This is a genomic window from Flavobacterium aquariorum (assembly GCF_003254745.1).
GTDB classification, from domain to species: domain Bacteria; phylum Bacteroidota; class Bacteroidia; order Flavobacteriales; family Flavobacteriaceae; genus Flavobacterium; species Flavobacterium aquariorum.
In genome coordinates this window covers 60917-78424 of record NZ_QKXH01000005.1, presented here as the reverse complement: position 1 = coordinate 78424, position 17508 = coordinate 60917, and the positions used below count along the sequence as shown (strand labels likewise).

The 17508-nt window shown below is 33.9% G+C and carries 17 protein-coding genes; 1 reads left to right on the top strand and 16 read right to left on the bottom strand.

Going from position 1 to position 17508, the window contains the following annotated elements:
- Positions 1-80 precede the first annotated feature (80 nt).
- The 6 genes from DOS84_RS09005 to DOS84_RS08980 form a co-directional block, all read right to left on the bottom strand.
- Complete coding sequence (locus DOS84_RS09005) at positions 81-1376, bottom strand: efflux RND transporter periplasmic adaptor subunit (protein WP_111409801.1); 1296 nt, start codon at positions 1374-1376, stop codon at positions 81-83.
- Positions 1377-1380: 4 nt separating this feature from the next.
- Positions 1381-2748 (bottom strand): TolC family protein, encoded by a 1368-nt coding sequence (locus DOS84_RS09000; RefSeq protein ID WP_111409800.1) that lies wholly within the window; start codon positions 2746-2748, stop codon positions 1381-1383.
- Positions 2749-2824: 76 nt separating this feature from the next.
- Positions 2825-3943, bottom strand: a complete 1119-nt coding sequence (locus DOS84_RS08995) for an efflux RND transporter periplasmic adaptor subunit (RefSeq protein ID WP_111409799.1) — start codon at positions 3941-3943, stop codon at positions 2825-2827.
- A gap of 41 nt (positions 3944-3984) precedes the next feature.
- Complete coding sequence (locus DOS84_RS08990) at positions 3985-5250, bottom strand: ABC transporter permease (RefSeq protein WP_111409798.1); 1266 nt, start codon at positions 5248-5250, stop codon at positions 3985-3987.
- A gap of 2 nt (positions 5251-5252) precedes the next feature.
- The gene (locus DOS84_RS08985) at positions 5253-6497 is read right to left on the bottom strand and encodes an ABC transporter permease (protein WP_111409797.1); all 1245 of its coding nucleotides are present in this window, start codon (positions 6495-6497) and stop codon (positions 5253-5255) included.
- Positions 6490-7191, bottom strand: a complete 702-nt coding sequence (locus tag DOS84_RS08980) for an ABC transporter ATP-binding protein (protein ID WP_111409796.1) — start codon at positions 7189-7191, stop codon at positions 6490-6492. Before DOS84_RS08980 ends, DOS84_RS08985 begins: the two co-directional genes overlap by 8 nt.
- Before the next feature lie 172 nt (positions 7192-7363).
- Here DOS84_RS08980 and DOS84_RS08975 point away from each other — a divergent pair, with 172 nt between their 5' ends.
- Positions 7364-8779 (top strand): DUF4403 family protein, encoded by a 1416-nt coding sequence (locus DOS84_RS08975; protein ID WP_111409795.1) that lies wholly within the window; start codon positions 7364-7366, stop codon positions 8777-8779.
- 108 nt (positions 8780-8887) lie between these two features.
- Here DOS84_RS08975 and DOS84_RS08970 read toward each other — a convergent pair whose 3' ends face one another.
- The 10 genes from DOS84_RS08970 to DOS84_RS08925 form a co-directional block, all read right to left on the bottom strand.
- Entirely contained in the window at positions 8888-9151 is a 264-nt protein-coding gene (locus tag DOS84_RS08970; protein WP_111409794.1) for a hypothetical protein, read from the bottom strand.
- On the bottom strand, positions 9144-9683 hold the full coding sequence (locus DOS84_RS08965; protein WP_111409793.1) for a DUF420 domain-containing protein: 540 nt from the start codon (positions 9681-9683) through the stop codon (positions 9144-9146). Before DOS84_RS08965 ends, DOS84_RS08970 begins: the two co-directional genes overlap by 8 nt.
- A gap of 84 nt (positions 9684-9767) precedes the next feature.
- Complete coding sequence (locus tag DOS84_RS08960; RefSeq protein ID WP_111409792.1) at positions 9768-10454, bottom strand: SCO family protein; 687 nt, start codon at positions 10452-10454, stop codon at positions 9768-9770.
- Positions 10455-10457: 3 nt separating this feature from the next.
- Positions 10458-11099, bottom strand: coding sequence for a hypothetical protein (locus DOS84_RS19075; RefSeq protein WP_165830417.1), 642 nt, complete (start codon positions 11097-11099; stop codon positions 10458-10460).
- 83 nt (positions 11100-11182) lie between these two features.
- Positions 11183-11533 (bottom strand): cytochrome C oxidase subunit IV family protein, encoded by a 351-nt coding sequence (locus tag DOS84_RS08950; RefSeq protein ID WP_111409791.1) that lies wholly within the window; start codon positions 11531-11533, stop codon positions 11183-11185.
- Positions 11534-11549: 16 nt separating this feature from the next.
- Complete coding sequence (locus DOS84_RS08945; RefSeq protein ID WP_111409790.1) at positions 11550-12524, bottom strand: cytochrome c oxidase subunit 3; 975 nt, start codon at positions 12522-12524, stop codon at positions 11550-11552.
- 42 nt (positions 12525-12566) lie between these two features.
- Positions 12567-13154, bottom strand: a complete 588-nt coding sequence (locus tag DOS84_RS08940) for a cytochrome c oxidase subunit 3 (RefSeq protein WP_111409789.1) — start codon at positions 13152-13154, stop codon at positions 12567-12569.
- Positions 13155-13156: 2 nt separating this feature from the next.
- Positions 13157-14071 (bottom strand): heme o synthase, encoded by a 915-nt coding sequence (cyoE, locus tag DOS84_RS08935; protein WP_111410002.1) that lies wholly within the window; start codon positions 14069-14071, stop codon positions 13157-13159.
- Positions 14072-14260: 189 nt separating this feature from the next.
- Positions 14261-15346 (bottom strand): glycoside hydrolase family 18 protein, encoded by a 1086-nt coding sequence (locus DOS84_RS08930; RefSeq protein ID WP_111409788.1) that lies wholly within the window; start codon positions 15344-15346, stop codon positions 14261-14263.
- A 46-nt stretch (positions 15347-15392) separates the two neighbouring features.
- Positions 15393-17507 carry a gliding motility protein RemB gene (locus DOS84_RS08925; protein ID WP_111409787.1) on the bottom strand — a complete coding sequence of 705 codons (2115 nt, stop codon included), beginning with the start codon at positions 17505-17507 and terminating at the stop codon, positions 15393-15395.
- Between the last annotated feature and the right edge of the window lies 1 nt (position 17508).

Genomic DNA, 17508 nt, shown 5'->3' with positions numbered 1-17508 from the left:
GTTTTAGGCTATCTCAAAATCAGGTAAAAAAAACGTCCTGAAAATTCAGGACGTGTAAAATTTTTGATTTAAAAGAAAAACTATTTCTTCTTATCTCCCTCTGTTTTAATAAATACTTTATCTCCAGAGTTTAGATCTTTCGAAACTGTTGTATAAGGTCCTGTAATAACTACATCTCCTTTTTTAAGGCCGGAAACTACTTCAATGTTAGTGTCATCTTGGATTCCCGTTTTTATGATTCGAATTTTGGCTTTATCCCCAACTTTCACAAAAACACATTCTAGTTTTTTATCACTTTTAAGAGTTGCTTTTTTATCGTCAGATTCTGGTCCATCCATTTTGACAGCCTTTACTGCAGTTGTATCAGACTTTACAACAACTGAACTGATAGGAACGTGAACCACATTTGTTTTGGTTGTCGTAATGATATCTACCGTAGCGGTCATACCCGGTCGGAATGGAGAATAAGAAGCTGGTTTACCCACCATTAAATCCTGGTAAGACTCTTTTAAAATTCTAACTTTTACTTTAAAATTAGTAACCTGATCTGCTGTTAAAGCTGTGCTTGCTGAATTGGAAATACTGGTTACAACACCTTTGAATTGTTTTTTTAAATAGGCATCCACTTCAACATTGGCCAAATCTCCCACTTTTATTTTTACAATATCATTTTCGTTGACATCAACTTCCACTTCCATATTGTTTAAATTCGCCACTCTTAAAAGTTCGGTACCCGCCATTTGTTGCGTCCCTAAAACTCTTTCTCCAAGTTCTACGTTCAATACAGAAATAGTTCCATCCGCTGGAGCATAAATCACCGTTCTTCCCAAGTTATCTTTAGCTTCATTTACAGATGCCGAAGCGCTTTGCACATTATAATATGCCGATTGCTTATTAGCTTTTGCCACTTCAAAAGAAGAAACTGCCTTGTCCCAATCTGATTTGGAAATAATCCCTTTCTCAAATAATGTCTTATTCCTTTCATAATTGGCCTTAGCCTCATTAAAAGATGCATCAGATTGACTTAAACCTGCTTTGGAGCCTGACAAATTAGCGACACTTCTATTCAATCCAGAAGTATATAAATCAGGATTTATCTTTACCAATAACTCCCCTTTCTTAACCACTTGTCCCTCTTTTATAGGCAAATCAATAATTTCCCCGGAAACCATAGAAGCTATTTTAACCTCAATTTCTGGTTGAATTTTACCTGTTGCCGAAACTGTTTCTACTATTGTACCGGTTTCAACATTGGCAATTTCCACTTCTTTGCCCTTATCTTTATTCCCAATGACTCCAGCTTTTGAAAGACCTACTAATGCTCCAATAATTACTACTGCAGCTCCTATTATAATGTATATTGTTTTTTTTGACATGGTATTATTTTTTCATGATTTGGTCAATTGGAATTCCAAAATAAAATTCTAATATTTTTATTTTGAAAATATAGTCATACTTAGTTCTTATCACTTCTGACTGAGCATTGGTTAACAAAGTTTGTGACTGATTGAAATCGAAAGAATTCATCAAGCCTACTGCGTATTTTTCCTTAGCATAATTATAAGCTTCTTCCCTAGATTCTAATGCTACAATTGAGGACTCATGAGCATTCATAGCTCCTTTTGCGTCTGTGAAAGCAGTATATACGTTTCTTTGCAAATCTAAGTCTTCTTTTTCTAATGCAATTTTAGACTTTTCTAAAGCAACTTTATTACGATCTACATTGTTTCTGACAGACCACCCATTAAATACAGGAACATTTAATTGTAGTCCAAAATTTTGTCCTTTGTTATCATTTAATTGTTCTAAAGGGGGATCGGCTGGCTGAGTTTGACCCGTCTGAGCATTAAAGGTATCTGCGTAAGAAACGCGGCTATTAAAACCATAAAAAGCGGTTAACGTTGGCTGAAAAGCACCTTTTGCAATTGCCACATCTTTCTCTGCAATTTCTAAATTCGTTTTTGCAATCTTCAGCTCCGTTCTGCTTTCTTTTGCCTTAGCATAAATATCAATTGGTTTAACCGACATAATATTATTCTCATCATTAATATTGGTATCATCAATTACATCGAAGTCCCAAAATTCTTTTAATTGCAATAATTGGGCTAAACTCAATTTAGATATCAATAAAGCATTCTCCGCATTAATAACATTTTGTTTATTGGTCGCTACCGTAGCTTTTACATCCAATAGATCACCACGAGGGATTGAGCCCGCTTTAACCAATTCATCAGAACGTTTGTATTGTTTTTCATTTATAGCTAGTTGCTCCTGTTGCACTTTCAGGTTTTCTTTATTAAAAAGTACTTGCAAAAAAGCATTGGCAACATTCAAAGCAATGTCTTCTTGCATTTTCAATAATTTATATTTGGAAGCTACAATAGAAAGATTGGCTCTTCGCATAGTGTTCTGATTTTGCATTCCTTTATATACATCTACGCCAACATTCGCACCAACTCCCGTTTGTTGAGTAGTCTGATTTCTCAAAAGCCCAGTTGTAATATCCTGATTCAAACCAATATTCCACGAATGACTTGCACTTAAATTAGCGCTTGGTAAAAAACTACCAAAAGCACCCTTTTTATCAATACTGGCAGAAAGCGTGTCCAGTTCAGTGTTCTTTATAGAGATGTTATTTTTTACGGCATATTTCACACACTCTTCTAAAGTCCATGCCTTAGTTTGTGCTTGGGAAGCAAATCCAATCAGGAATACAAAAGCGATACTTATATAATTTATTTTTTTCATTTTTAATGGGATAAAAATGCAGCAAGTACACTGCATATATTTAACTTAATTTGTTAATCAAAATGTTCTCCAGTGCTTATTTTGGTTTTGCATCCTCGGTTATCAAACCTTGGTTCCAAACTTTTATTTTATCCGAAGCTTTAATACCGCTTTTCACTTCTACATAAATTCCGTCACTAACACCCAATGTTATATCTTTTCTCTGAAACTTTTGGGGCCCCGTTTGAATCTCTACATATGGCTTTGATGTTTTTTTGTCAAATTGAACTAACGATTCTTTTAAAGCCTGAACTTTATCTGCTTTTTCCAGAATGATAGAAGCATTAGCACTCAAACCTGCTCTAATAAAAGTATTGTCTCTATTGGTTAAAGTAGCTTTAATTTCAAATTGGATAGCTCCATTTTCTGTTTTCCCCTTTGGGGCTATATCGGTCAAAACAGCAGTAAACTTCTTATTTTCAATGGCTCCAACAGTGATTTCTATAGGCATGTTTAATTTTATTTTCCCTACTTCAGATTCATCCACTTTACCCACGAATATCATTCTTCCAACATCAGCAACACTTGCAATGGTTGTTCCTTCATTAAAGTTATTACTTTCAATTACTTGGTTACCTACTTTAACCGGAACATCAAGCACCATACCATTTACAGTAGAACGAATCAAAGTATTGGCATAATTCCCTAATCCTGAAGTCGTACCTGTTTTTACGATATCAAATCCTTGCACAGAAGCATTATAATTTTGTTTGGCTTGATTATAAGCTAATTGCGCTGCATCAAAATCATTGGCAGAAATCACTCCTTTATCAAACAAGGTTTTTTGTCTTTGATATAATTTCTCTTGGTTATCCAATGCGATTTTTGCAGTTCTCACTTGATTTTGTGTACTGCTCAGATTAGAAACATTTGCAACAACTTTGATTTTAGCAATCATGTCTCCAGCCTTTACAGATTCCCCTGCTTTTATATAAACCGCTTCTATTATTCCAGAAATATTTGGTTTAATCAAAACTTCTTCATCAGGCACAATATTTCCTGTAGCCAGGGTACTTTTTACTATAGTTTTTACTTCCACTTTATCTGTTTCAAAAACTATAGGAGATTCTTGATTTTTTGCATACAAATAATATAAAGCTCCAAAGAAAACTATTGCTATTAAAATCAATACTGTTACGGTTACTCCTTTTTTCATTTTATAAATTTTATTCGATTATTATTGTTTTTTGATTGTTTTTATTCTGTTCGTAGAGCATCTACTGGTTTGACATTTATAGCTGTTTGTGCAGGAATAAATCCGGCCAATAATCCAGAGCCCACTAAAATTAATAGGGCTAAAAACACTACTGTTAAATCAACACTTGGATTAATAAACATCATTCCATCTGTTGGCATTGTTGCCAAAATCATATTCAGTATGGCCAGTAATCCGGTTGCTACGGCGATACCAAACATACCCGCTATTATAGTTAGAAAAATTGCTTCCAATAAAATTTGGGACCGAATGGCACCTGGTGTTGCTCCTAATGCTCTTCGGATTCCTATTTCATTGGTTCGTTCTTTTACAACAATTAGCATAATATTTGAAATCCCAATAATGCCAGATAACAATACTAAAGTCCCAACAAAATAAGCGATGAATTTAAGAACCATAAATAAGTCCTGTACCTTTTGAAATTCAGCAAACAAGTCAAAATTACCAACAGCTCTTTCATCATCAGGGTGAATAGAATGTCTCTCTCGAATCAATGCCAGAATTGTAGGTCTAAGCTCAGTAATTGATGCATTATCATTTGCCGTAAGTGCCATCCAACCTACTTTATCCCCAAAATTAAAGGCTTGCTGAAAAGTAGTAAAAGGAATGAAAATATTTTTTTGAGCCCCTTCAGCATTTCCATTATTATTCCCCTTGGACTTATAAACACCCACCACCATAAAATTGATGCCATTTATTTTGATGTAAGTACCTATGACTTCTTCGGCATTCATGTACAATTCATTGATAACACCATTACCTATTATGGCAACTTTGCGTCTTGCCAATATATCTTGTTGATTTACAAAACGACCTTTAACAATGTCCATTTGCTCTTGTTTTACCAATTCTGGATAATCACCATAAATAGTATAAGCACCTGTTTTTGTACCTCTAACTACATTACTGACCCCATTAAAATCACCCAATTGATTGCGGGGAGAAACGTATAACAAGTCAGGAAATTTTTGCTTTAAAGCATCAACATCGCTATTTCTAAAATCATATCGTCGGGTTTTAGGTAACCCTTTATAGGCCTTTGACGTAGTTTGTGTCCAAACAAACATAGTATTTGTAGCAATACCGTCAAATCCTTTTTTCACACCATTCTCCAATCCATTTGAAGCAGCCAATAATATTACCAAAATAAATATTCCCCAAAACACTCCAAAAGCTGTAAGCAGCGTTCGGAAGGTATTAGCGGTCAGCGCTTCTAAAATTTCGTTCCAATTTTCTCTATCAAACATAATTATTCGTCTCTAAGTGCTACAATAGGTCTAATTTTGGCCGCTCGATAAGCTGGAACAAATCCCGCCAAAGCTCCTGCAACTACCAAAACAATTAAGGTTGATATCGCTACCGTAAAATCTACTTGTGGATTCACAAAATATTCACTTTGTGCATGGGGACCAATTAATTCCAAAAGTGCCAATCCAGTTAATAATCCAGTAAAACCAGAAATAGTGGTAATAAAGATAGACTCGTGTAAAATCATTATAATAATTGAAATCGGAGAAGCTCCAAGCGCTTTTCGAATCCCAATTTCCTTAGTTCGTTCTTTTACAATAATCAGCATAATATTACTTACTCCAACAACCCCGGCAATAATGGTACAGATTCCAACCCACCAAAAAAACAATCGAATATAAAGATTCAAATCATAAAACTTTTTGGCTTCTTTGACCGAATTAAAAATCCCAACAGCGCTTTCATCATCAGGAGCAGCACCATTTTTACTTCTCAATAATTTCCCATAATCATTTTTGAATTTTTCGGACTCGGCTACAGCTTCTTCATAAGTGTCTTTCTTTTTCAAAGTATAAGCCATATAACTTATTTTATCTCCTAATCCAAAAACCTGCTGCGCTGTAGTTAAAGGCACAAATACTCTACTTTCTTCTCTCTCCCCTCCTGGGTCAGTAAATACACCAACTACTTTAAAATTGATATTCGCTACAGTAATTTGTTCGCCTATAGGATTTTTTTCTTTAAACAGGTCTAATTTGACTTTTTGACCAATCACAGCTGCTTTTACATTGTATTTCAGATCATTTGCATTAATATATCTGCCTTTTATAACTGATACATTTTCTATTCCCATACCATCTGTATTAACACCTCTGTATTGATAATTTCCTGATTCCTTTCCATAACTTACGGTAATTCCCCAGCCGGTAGCAGTAGCCCCATTTTTATCCAATTGGTCTCCGTATTTTTGTACTCCAAGATCAAAATCACTATTTCTAAATTGTATTTGCCTTCCAGGATTCATTCCTTTGTATGCTTTAGTTGTCGCACCTGACCAAACCTCAATTACGCCAGCGGCATCACGTTCAAATTGTTTTTCGATTCCGTTTTGCAAACCTTTTCCAACACCAAGAAGAATCACCAAAATAAAGATACCCGAAGCCACAGAAACTCCAGTGAGAAAGGTTCTCAGTTTATTTTTGGCAATTGCCTCAAATATTTCCTGCCAACGTTCTATATTAAACATAAGAAGAAGCTCTAACTTGTTCTACCATTTTATCGTCAATGATCAATCCGTCTTTCAGGACCACATTTCTTTTGCACATAGCGGCAATATCCGGTTCGTGTGTCACTATCAAAATAGTTTTCCCTTCATCATTGATACCTTGAATCAACTCCATTACTTCATATGAAGTCAATGTATCTAGTGCTCCGGTAGGCTCATCAGCCAATAATACTTTTGGATTGGAAGCCAAAGCTCTAGCGATAGCAACACGCTGTTTTTGTCCTCCTGAAAGTTCATTTGGTAAATGATGTGAATGGGAAGCCAAACCTACTTTCTCTAAATATCTCATTGCAATTTCGTTGCGCTCTTTTCTCTTTATACCTTGATAATAAAGAGGCAAAGCCACATTATCTAATGCACTTTTGTAATTAATCAAATTAAAAGATTGAAAAACAAAACCAAGAAATTGGTTTCGATATTTAGAAGCGATAGTTTCATTTAATTTTTTAATTGGCACATTATCCAAAGTATAAAGCCCGGAATCTGCTTCATCAAGAATACCCAGAATATTAAGCAACGTAGATTTTCCTGATCCAGACGAACCCATGATGGCAACCAATTCACCTTCTTTTATATTGAAATTAATTCCTTTTAGCACATGCAATTCGGAATGTCCCATTTTGTATGATTTATGTAAGTCTTTAATTTCAATCATGATTTCGTTTGTTTTAAGCAATAGTATTTATCTTCTAAAAAAAATAGCAACATGAAAAGTGAATACTCCAATAGCCAATTTAAAACATAAGACATATATCTCACTAAAATGTTACACCCTTAACCAAAAAATATATTTGTTTTGTTAAATTTGCGCTCAAAACACCAAACAAATGCTAAAATCACTTTCGATTCTAATTATTTCCTTAACTACATTAGCACTAACAACAAGTTGCTCATCAACTTCTCAAAAAATAGAAGCCTTAAAACCCGAACCGGACGACGCAGTCCCACTTACCTATACGAATACACCTTCATATATAAATCTACCCGTTAGCATTAAACTAAAAGATATTGAAAACCAAACCAATACCTTGTTAAATGGTTTAATCTATGAAGACAACAATATCGAAGATGACAATATCGAAATAAAAGTTTGGAAACAAGCCCCAATAACTATTGTCAACGATCATGGAAAAGAAGGCGAAAAAATCAAAACCGTCTTACCATTAAAAATTTGGGCAAAATACAGGATTGGAACAAAAACAATGGGTGTTGATTTATACAAAACACAAGAATTTAATCTAAATGGAGTAGTCACTTTGTTGAGCAGTGTGAATTTGAACAATTGGAGATTAAGTTCAAAAACAACTTTAAAATCCTTAGACTGGGTAGAAAGTCCAACAATGACTGTTTTTGGAAAAAATATGCCTGTAACGTATCTCATCAATCCTGCCGTAAGTCTTTTCAAATCAAAAATCGAAAAAAGCATTGATACTGCCATCGAAGATTCTATGGATTTCAAACCCAATGTTATGGAGGCGCTATCCAAAATTTGCACTCCTCTTGAGATGAGTGAAACCTATAAAAGTTGGCTCAGAATTGTTCCGATTGAAGCATATTCAACCAATGCCAAATTAAAAAACGATTCCTTTTTACTCAATATGGGAATGAAATGTAATATGGAAACTTCGATTGGAAAAAAGCCTGAATCAAAATTTGAAGCCAACAAAATTATACTGAAAGCGGTTGACAAAATTCCTGAACAAATCTCTGCCAATATTGCTGCCGTCTCTACCTATCAAGAAGCTTCCAAATTAATGACTACCAATTTTGTTGGTCAAGAATTTGGATCCGGAAGCAAAAAAGTAAAAGTTCAAAATGTGGCTATTTGGCACAAAGAAGGAAAACTGGTAATTGCTTTGGATCTTTTAGGCTCCGTAAACGGAACAATTTATTTGACTGGAATTCCGCAATATAATGACACGACCAAAGAAATCTATTTTGACAAATTAGATTATGTATTAGACACCAAAAGCAAATTAATGCGTACAGCAAACTGGTTGGCCCAAGGGATTATTCTGAGAAAGATAGAAGAAAGTTGTCGTTATTCCATCAAACAAAATTTGGATGAAGCCAAACAAAGTATGATGACTTATCTGAAAAACTACTCTCCTATGCCTGGCGTTTTTATTAACGGAAAAATGGAAGACATTCAATTTCAAAAAATAGAGCTGACCAACCAAGCAATGATTGCTTTTATAAAAGTAAACGGAAATATAAACGTTGCTATTGACGGACTGAAGTAAAGTAGGCAGTTTTCAGTATTTAGTTGGCAGTAAAAAAGGAAGTCTCGAATAATTATTGTTCGAGACTTCCTTTTTTTATTAAAATTGCAATTGATTATTGAAATTGAACTATTGTTTCTTCTTTTTCATTCGGTAAACGTAATAACCAAGCACACCTACAAGTACATAAGGAATCACCATAAGATAAACGATTCCGTCATTTACAGCAGCGGCTTTGGCTTTGTTTTCGTCACCAGACAATGCGGCTCGACACATTGCACATTGCGAATATGAAGAAAGCGAAAAGAATAAAGAACATAAAATATAGAAATATACTTTTAATCCAATTCTTCTTTTTGCTACTCCCTCTTTTTTATTTTCTCTACTAAACATAATAAGGCGAAATCATTAAATATACAATCACTCCCGTTACCGCAACATAAAGCCAAATTGGAAAAGTGATTTTGGCAATTTTTTTATGTTTATCGAATTTACTGGCCAAGGCACGAACGTAAGTTATCAAAACCAATGGTATTATGGCAATAGATAAAAAAATATGAGTAATCAAAATAAAGAAATACACATATTTTAAAACGCCTTCTCCACCATATTTTGTTGATTCAGCAGTCATGTGATAGGCAACATACATAACAAGAAAAGCAACCGAACACCCAATAGCCATCTTCATTAGCAACTCATGACGCTTTCGATTACCGTTTTTAATAGCCAATACTGCAGCAACCAACAATACTGCTGTTATTCCATTTATAGTGGCATAAATCGGCGGTAAAAACGAGAGAGGTGTTACATCAAAACCAAAATCTTTTAACTTCACTTTAAAAAGAACCGCAACTGCAAGAGGAATTGCAATTGACAGCAACACAATCCATTTATTATATTTTTGTTCTATTGTATTATTTTCCATTATCTAATTAATCTATTTCTTAAATCTATTCTGTAAATTCTACTTTCTGCCTCCTGAAAACTGCCTTCTGTTTTTCTATTCACACTATTCCTTTAACAAAGCTTGTATATCCTGCTGAATATCTCTAATTCCTTTTTTCTCCAATCCATCATAATATAAAATCGGATTTCCGTAATCGTCTTTTCTACATCTGATATTACCATTTTTATCTATCAACGCAAAAAGTCCCGAATGTTCAAAACCGCCTTTTGCTTTACTATTTTCACCAACATAAATATTAAATCCTTTGTTGGATAAATTGTATATATAATCATGGTCTCCGGTCAGGAAATTCCAATTGGAGGATTTTACTCCCAATAATTTTGCATGCTCTTTTAAAACAGCTGGTGTATCATGAATTGGGTCGATAGTAATCGAAACGATCCCAAAATTAGGATTCCCAAAAAACTCATTTTGTAGTGTCACCATATTGGCGTTCATCTTAGGACAAATGGAAGGACATGTTGCAAAGAAAAATTCCAACACATATACTTTCCCTTTATAAAAATCATTAGAAATTTTCACATTATCTTGATTTGTCAGTTCAAACTTTGGCGCAGGCCCAACTTTAACCAACTTCCCATCTACAGCTTTAGAACCGCTTACTTTGTCCAAGCGATCACCTTGAACCACACTGTTATTCTGCATTCTATCTACAATTTTTGGAACAGCATATATTCCAAAAACAAGTATCACAAAAGAAATTCCTATATATGATTTATTTTTAAGCATCTTTTATAATTGTTTTGTTGCGTTATGATTCTTTTTTAAAGCGGCACGGTATTCATAAAGAATAACCTTGAAATCATCTAGCATTTCATTACTTAATTCCGCTGGATGGAATGTACTGTAACCTTCTTTGTACCCTTTCTTTTCTTTTCTACCTCTCAAGTTTCTTTCTTTATCAACTATATAAACATCGGGAGTGCCAAAATCAGAATTCAGATTCCCTTTTAATTTTAGTTGACCAAAATAAGCCTTTATTTGTTCTGGATTTGCAAACACAAAATGCCACTGACTCACATCAGTAAAATCTCCTAAAGCATCAACTACAGCTTTAACATCTTTTTCGGTTCCCAAAGGAGCAACTACAACAAATTGCAAATCTTTAAAATCATGATAACGTTGGTAAATTTTCTCATTTAAGTTGAAATAATTTCCCCTATTTTTAAGAATTTCAATACCCGAAAAACCAAGTATTGTAATCTTATTGTCCAAACTCACTTTTTCACCATTTAAGGATTTCCATTCTCCAAGATTAGGAATCTTTGGAGTTATAACAGGCAATTTTGTAAAACTATTAACCCCAGACGCAAAAAACAAATAAGCTACTATGGGCAATATAAACAATACAAAAAGAACAATATTTTTTTTCATTATGACTTTATAAAATTTATTGTATTAAAATAAAAAAAGGCATCCGTCGAGACGGATACCTTTTTCATTGAATTAATATCTTGTTAAAAATTCCATTTAATAGTAGAATTTTTAAAAACCTCAAATACATAGTCTCCCTCTGTCAATAGAATAAAAAGCAAATAACAAACTAAGAATATTAATGGAAAAACAACTGCATTTCTCAATGCCTTTTTTTCTCCTTCCATGTGCATGAAAGCCCATACAATGTAATATGCTTTAACTAATGTCAATATAATAAACAACCAGTTTAACAAATTCATCGTTAAAAAATTGTGCATATATAGTGCATCAGGTCTGATGATACCAAAAGCAACCTCAACAGTCGTGATTAAAGACAATAGACCAAAAACAGTCCAAATTCTTTTTGTATTAGAAACATGTGCGTGTGACATAATGATAAATCTAAAATTAAACTAAATAGAAGAATGTGAAAACAAATACCCAAACTAAATCAACAAAGTGCCAGTATAACCCCACTTTCTCAACCATTTCGTAACTTCCTCTTTTCTCGTAAGTACCCAAAAGAACATTAAAAAAGATAATGATATTGATTACTATACCTGAGAAAACGTGAAATCCGTGGAAACCTGTAATAAAGAAAAAGAAATCAGCAAAAAGCTTACTTCCGTATTCATTATGAGTTAGATTGGCTCCTTCAATAACCATCTTAGCTTGACCTAAACGCACTAGAGATTCTTCTCTTGAAAGGACAATTTTTTCTTTGTTTTTGTTTAAAGTTTCGATTCTTACTAAAACATCAGGATGAGCTTTGAATCCAGCTTGAACTTCTGCCACTGTGTAAGTAGGAATAGCAGCTTCATCCATGAACCATTTTCCTTTAGCTCTTGTTAATTGTTCTCTTTCTACCGGCAATTTTGCAGCAAAATCTTCCAAAGCAACACGATGACCTTCCTTGTCAACAAACTGTAGCAAGCTACCTCCTGTTGTTTCAATAGCACCATATTCTCCTTTGATAAAATTTTTCCATTCCCAAGCTTGAGAACCAACGAAGATTAAACCTCCAATGATTGTAAGAAACATATAAAGGGCTACTTTATCCTTTTTCATTTGGTGCCCAGCATCAACGGCTAAAACCATTGTTACAGACGAGAAAATCAAGATAAAAGTCATCAACGCCACATAATACATCGGAGCAGATACACCGTGTAAAAATGGAAAGTGTGTAAACACCTCATCGGCTAATGGCCATGTTTCAATAAATTTAAATCTAGAAAACCCGTAAGCTGCTAAAAATCCAGAGAACGTTAAGGCATCTGATACGATAAAAAACCACATCATTAATTTACCATAACTTGCTCCCATTGGCTCATTGCCGCCTCCCCAAGTTTTTTCACTATTTGCAGTAGTAACTGTCGCTTCCATAAAAGTTATTCGTTAAAAAGTTTCCAAATTTACGTTTTTTTCTTATTTAAAGAAATATAAAAATAAAAATAAATAAACCCACAAGAAGTCTAGAAAGTGCCAATACATTGCACCTAGTTCTATTCCAAGAGTTTGAGTTGAATTATATTTTTGTTTAAAATGATTATAAATAATAATTAATAATGATATCATACCTCCAGCAAGGTGAATCAAATGAACCACCACTATTACATACAAGAATGTTGTAGTGATCGAACTAGCATTTCCAGTAAAATAATGACCATTCGCAACTATTTGCCCAAATCCAACAAACTGCAATACTATGAATGAAATCCCCAAAGCTAATGTTGCCAAAAGCAGTGAAGTAGTCTTGCTACGATTGTCTTTTTGAATCGCTTTTTTGGCCAAATGAAAAGTAAGACTACATCCCAAAATAGCAATAGTACTAAAATAAAAAGCGGATGGCAATTGAAAATCTTTCAACCAATCTGCTCGTGATTGGCTCACTACGTAAGCACTTGTTAGACCCGCAAACATCATTGTCATGCTCACCATAGCGAACAATAAAATCAATTTATAAGATCTTGCCGTTCTTAATTTATAATCTTCGGCTGTCATTGTCATTTCCATAATTATCTTAAAAATTTATCCAAAATATACACTAATTGTAATAACGTTATATAAGAAACACTTACCAGCATTAACGTTCTTGCAGCCTTTGCAGTTTTTATCTGATATAGACGAACTGCATAAAACAACATCCAAAGACCAAGACATAATACTAAAATCGATGCAACTGGTGTAATAAACAAACGCCCGGTGTACCCTAATGCAGGCAAAAGAGACGCAATTATCAACCAAATGGTATACAGTATAATTTGCAAAGAAGTCCCTTTATCCTTTTTACCTGTTGGCAACATAAAGAAACCTGCTTTTTCATAATCTTCATATAAAAACCAACCAATCGCCCAAAAATGAGGGAATTGCCAAAAAAACTGAATCAAAAACAAAGTTCCCGCTTCAATACCAAACTCTCCAGTTGCTGCAACCCATCCTAACATAAAAGGAATTGCCCCCGGAAAAGCGCCCACAAAAACCGACAGCGAAGTTACTGTTTTAAGTGGTGTATAAATACTGGTATATAAGAAAATTGAGATAGCACCAAACATGGCTGTTTTTGGATTTATCGTGTAGAGCAAAGCCACACCCAAAACAGTAAGCAAACTTGCTACAATTAAAGCCAAACTGGGAGACATTCTTCCAGAGGCAACAGGACGATTCTTCGTGCGATCCATCAAAGCATCCAAATCTTTCTCTATTACCTGATTGTAAGCGTTGGACGCTCCAACCATACAATATCCTCCTATTGCGAGTTTTAACAAAACCAACCAGCTAAAAGAATGTGTAGAATCAAATCCTAATATATAACCAGCGATTGAAGAAAAAACAACACTTATGGCTAAACCAGCCTTTGTAATTGCTTTAAAATCAACATAAATAGACTTGAACGAAATAGAATTAGGTGTTGTATTCAATGCAGATGAAATTGGTATATTTTTTTGAAAACTGGTGCAAATATACAAATTAGATTCAAAAATGGTCTATGAAATTGAAATTTGAAAAATTAGTTATTGCATTAGTCGGTTTTTACTGTTTAATTAATCTTTTAAAACAAAAATATCATTTCTCAATAACATCAACACTGAATAAAATGCATTACTTTAATAAAACAAAAACTATTTAGTTTTTAATTGATAAATCGCATCTATCATGCCATTCCTGGTGGTATCCAAACCAAGCTCCCAAAACATAATCCCCCCAAGTTTCTTTTTTATAACATAAGAAGTTTTAGCTTTCACAGAGGCAATATCATCACTTGTTGCAAACATTTTTTCTTTCTGATTGTACCAATATGGAGAATTTGCTTTTTTATCCCAAAAATACTTCCACCCTTTTTCTTCAGTCAATTCATCTTTAAAATTATTAAAACTCACACCTCCCGTATGTACTCCCGGTTGATACAATCCATTGTTAATATTCTCTACATCTTTCCATGTTCGAGTGTAAAAAGCCGAGCCAATAACTATTTTATGAGACGGAATACCTAATTTCAACAAATATTCGACCGCTCTATCTGTAGATTCCTCATCTTTATTGGTGCTAAAAAGCGGTGTATGATGTCCGGTAACTTTCGAATATCCATTAACCAAGTCGTAACTCATAATATTAACACGATCCACAAGTGGCATTACCAATTCCCACTCTACCGATTCGTCTAAATATTTTTGAAACCCGCCTGCCGCAAAACTTAATTCGTTAGAATTCCCTAATTCAGTTCTTAAAACTTTTACCAACTCTGTGAAATTCTTCCTATCTGCTGGTTGATATAAATGATCTGGAAACCCTTTAATAGTAGGATATTCCCAATCCAAATCCAACCCGTCGGTTTTAAAATAGTCATTAATTTCTTTTACAGATTTGGCAAAAACAGCCCTCCCTGAAGCTGTTGAAAAAGCACTCGAACAGTTTTCACAACCACCCCAACCTCCTAGAGACAACATTATTTTCAACTGAGGATATTTGGCTTTTAATGAAACTAAATGCTTAATCGTGATAGAATCATTGGCATTATCAACATTTAGTTTTCCATCCCTAAGATGACAAAAACTATATATTATATGAGTTAATTTTTCAACTTCAAAATCATTTATCTGTTTATCATCACCTGTATAATAAGCCAATACTGAAAAATTTTTGCTTTTTTGAGCTTGTAAACTAAAGCAGGTGATCATTAAAAGAAAAGCCATTATGTGTTTTCTCATTTTTTTAATTTTAAATTAATCCTAAAAAAAATACTTTCCAAATCTATTAATAATCAAAATACCAATTAAATACATCTGATCTAAAACCAACAGTAAACCAAGTCGTTTGCTCTTTAAATACTGTCGCAGTATTGGTTGTAGGGTCAAAATTTCGATATAAAAAATTACCAAAAAACTTCAAATTAGTAGCAGGATTTACCAAATAACCCACCTGAACTTCTGTGATAAAAAGACTTGTTTTATTTCCCTGTCCCACTTTCACTCCTTTGTCATAAGGTCTATTCTCATCATAGTCTTTATAAATGTTTTGACCATAGTTGAAAGAATTATCAGCCGTATCAAAATCAAGTCCTCGTGTTCCTATAGTAAACTTAGCATTTGAATAAAATCTGTCTTTATGATAATACCCTAACAAAACCAACTCCTGAAAATTCCCTCCCCATTGATGGCCCAAACTTTGGTTGTTATGTCCATAATTGGTAATCGGATCGCTATGTGAATACACATAAGGGCGAACATGATTGAACTCCAATTGCAACACCAAATTATCCACATGAAATGCATTGAAATATTTGGCTCCCAATTGATATCCCAATTTATTTTTCCAACTTTTTTCACCGGCAGCTATATCACTAGTAGAAAATTCATCGATAAGAAATTGCCCATACAAATTTACCTGATTGTTCCATTTGTACTTATAGCTCAATCCCAAAACAGCATTCCCACTTCTGGATGAAGACGAAAACTCAACTGCTCTATAAAACACGATTGGGTTTATAAAATTCGCATCAAAACCTCTTCCATTAGTATTTGTCCAAATAGCCGATTCAAAAAAACCTAAATTCAATCGATTCGAAACATTCCAACTTAAATAGTGATTCACCATATATTTGGACGCATACGTTCTATCAACAGTAACTTCTGGACGAACATCCTTTAGCCACATATAATTTACGGTGTATTTAATTTTCCAAAAATTAGCATCTATCTTAAAAAAAGGATAAGGACTCGTGCCATCGCCCAAAAACAAGGAACGGTAACCATCTCCTATAAAATTTTTTCCATATCCCAATTGCAAATCCAAGAATTTTGCAGCATTATAGGAAATATTAGCATCGGCCAAAGGAAAATCATAAGCATCCGAATTATACGACTTTGCAATACCAATACCTGGAACAATAGCGGGATTACCACCAGACGGCTTTATCGAATTGGCATAAGCATTATAGTAATCAGCAAAGCGTCCCTGGCTTTCATAAAAAGTGGTTGTGAAATTCAAATGATTCCCAAGACCTCCTTTAAAATTAAGTGCCCTTGTATTAACAAATGTATAATCTGTCTTGCTTGGATTGGAAATCCCACCTTGAACATTAAACAGAAAATTCAAGGCAAACCAATATCCTTCACCTTTAATTTCTGCTAAATTTTCATTCCATACTTTTCGTCCCCACCAACCCGACTTATTCTTCATAAGACTGGCATTAACTTTTTGAAAATTATAATATTTCTCAACTTCGGCATAAGAGTAAGGCTTTGAAGCTGTATGATTATTACTCCCTACCTGATTTATTTCACCATCGAATTGGGCATAATAACTATGCGAAAAGGGAATACTTAAATGACTAGAAAATTGGGGATTATCAAAACGTTTGTATACAATACTATCCAATTCTGTTAAGCCTTCGTTTACGTTAATATTTTCTTTTCTAGCCAATGCTGTAGCTGCAATCTCTTCAGGAGATAACAACGGAATATCTATACTTATATTGAATTTGGAATAAGTTGGATTTCCAGCATAAGTAGGCGGGTCAATTATAGGAAAACCGCCAAATACCCTTTTAGTTTCGGCAATAAGTTCTTCATTATTCGAATTTATGTACAGTACTTTAAATTTACCAGTCACATCAACTTCAAAAAGCACTTTAACAAGTCCTTTATAGTTATTCTGTTGCAACTTTTCAGGCACTTTAAAATTATGATATACATATTGTTGTACTTCGTTATAGAAACAATTTTTTAAATCTTGTCCCTGCAAATTTTGACAATTTGAAAAAACAGGAAAGCGCTCGTCAGAAGATTCTAACTTATTCGAAGTTGGAGTTTGTGCATTTATAGCTAATGCCCCAAGAAATAAAAGAAAAGAATAATAATTTTTTATCATT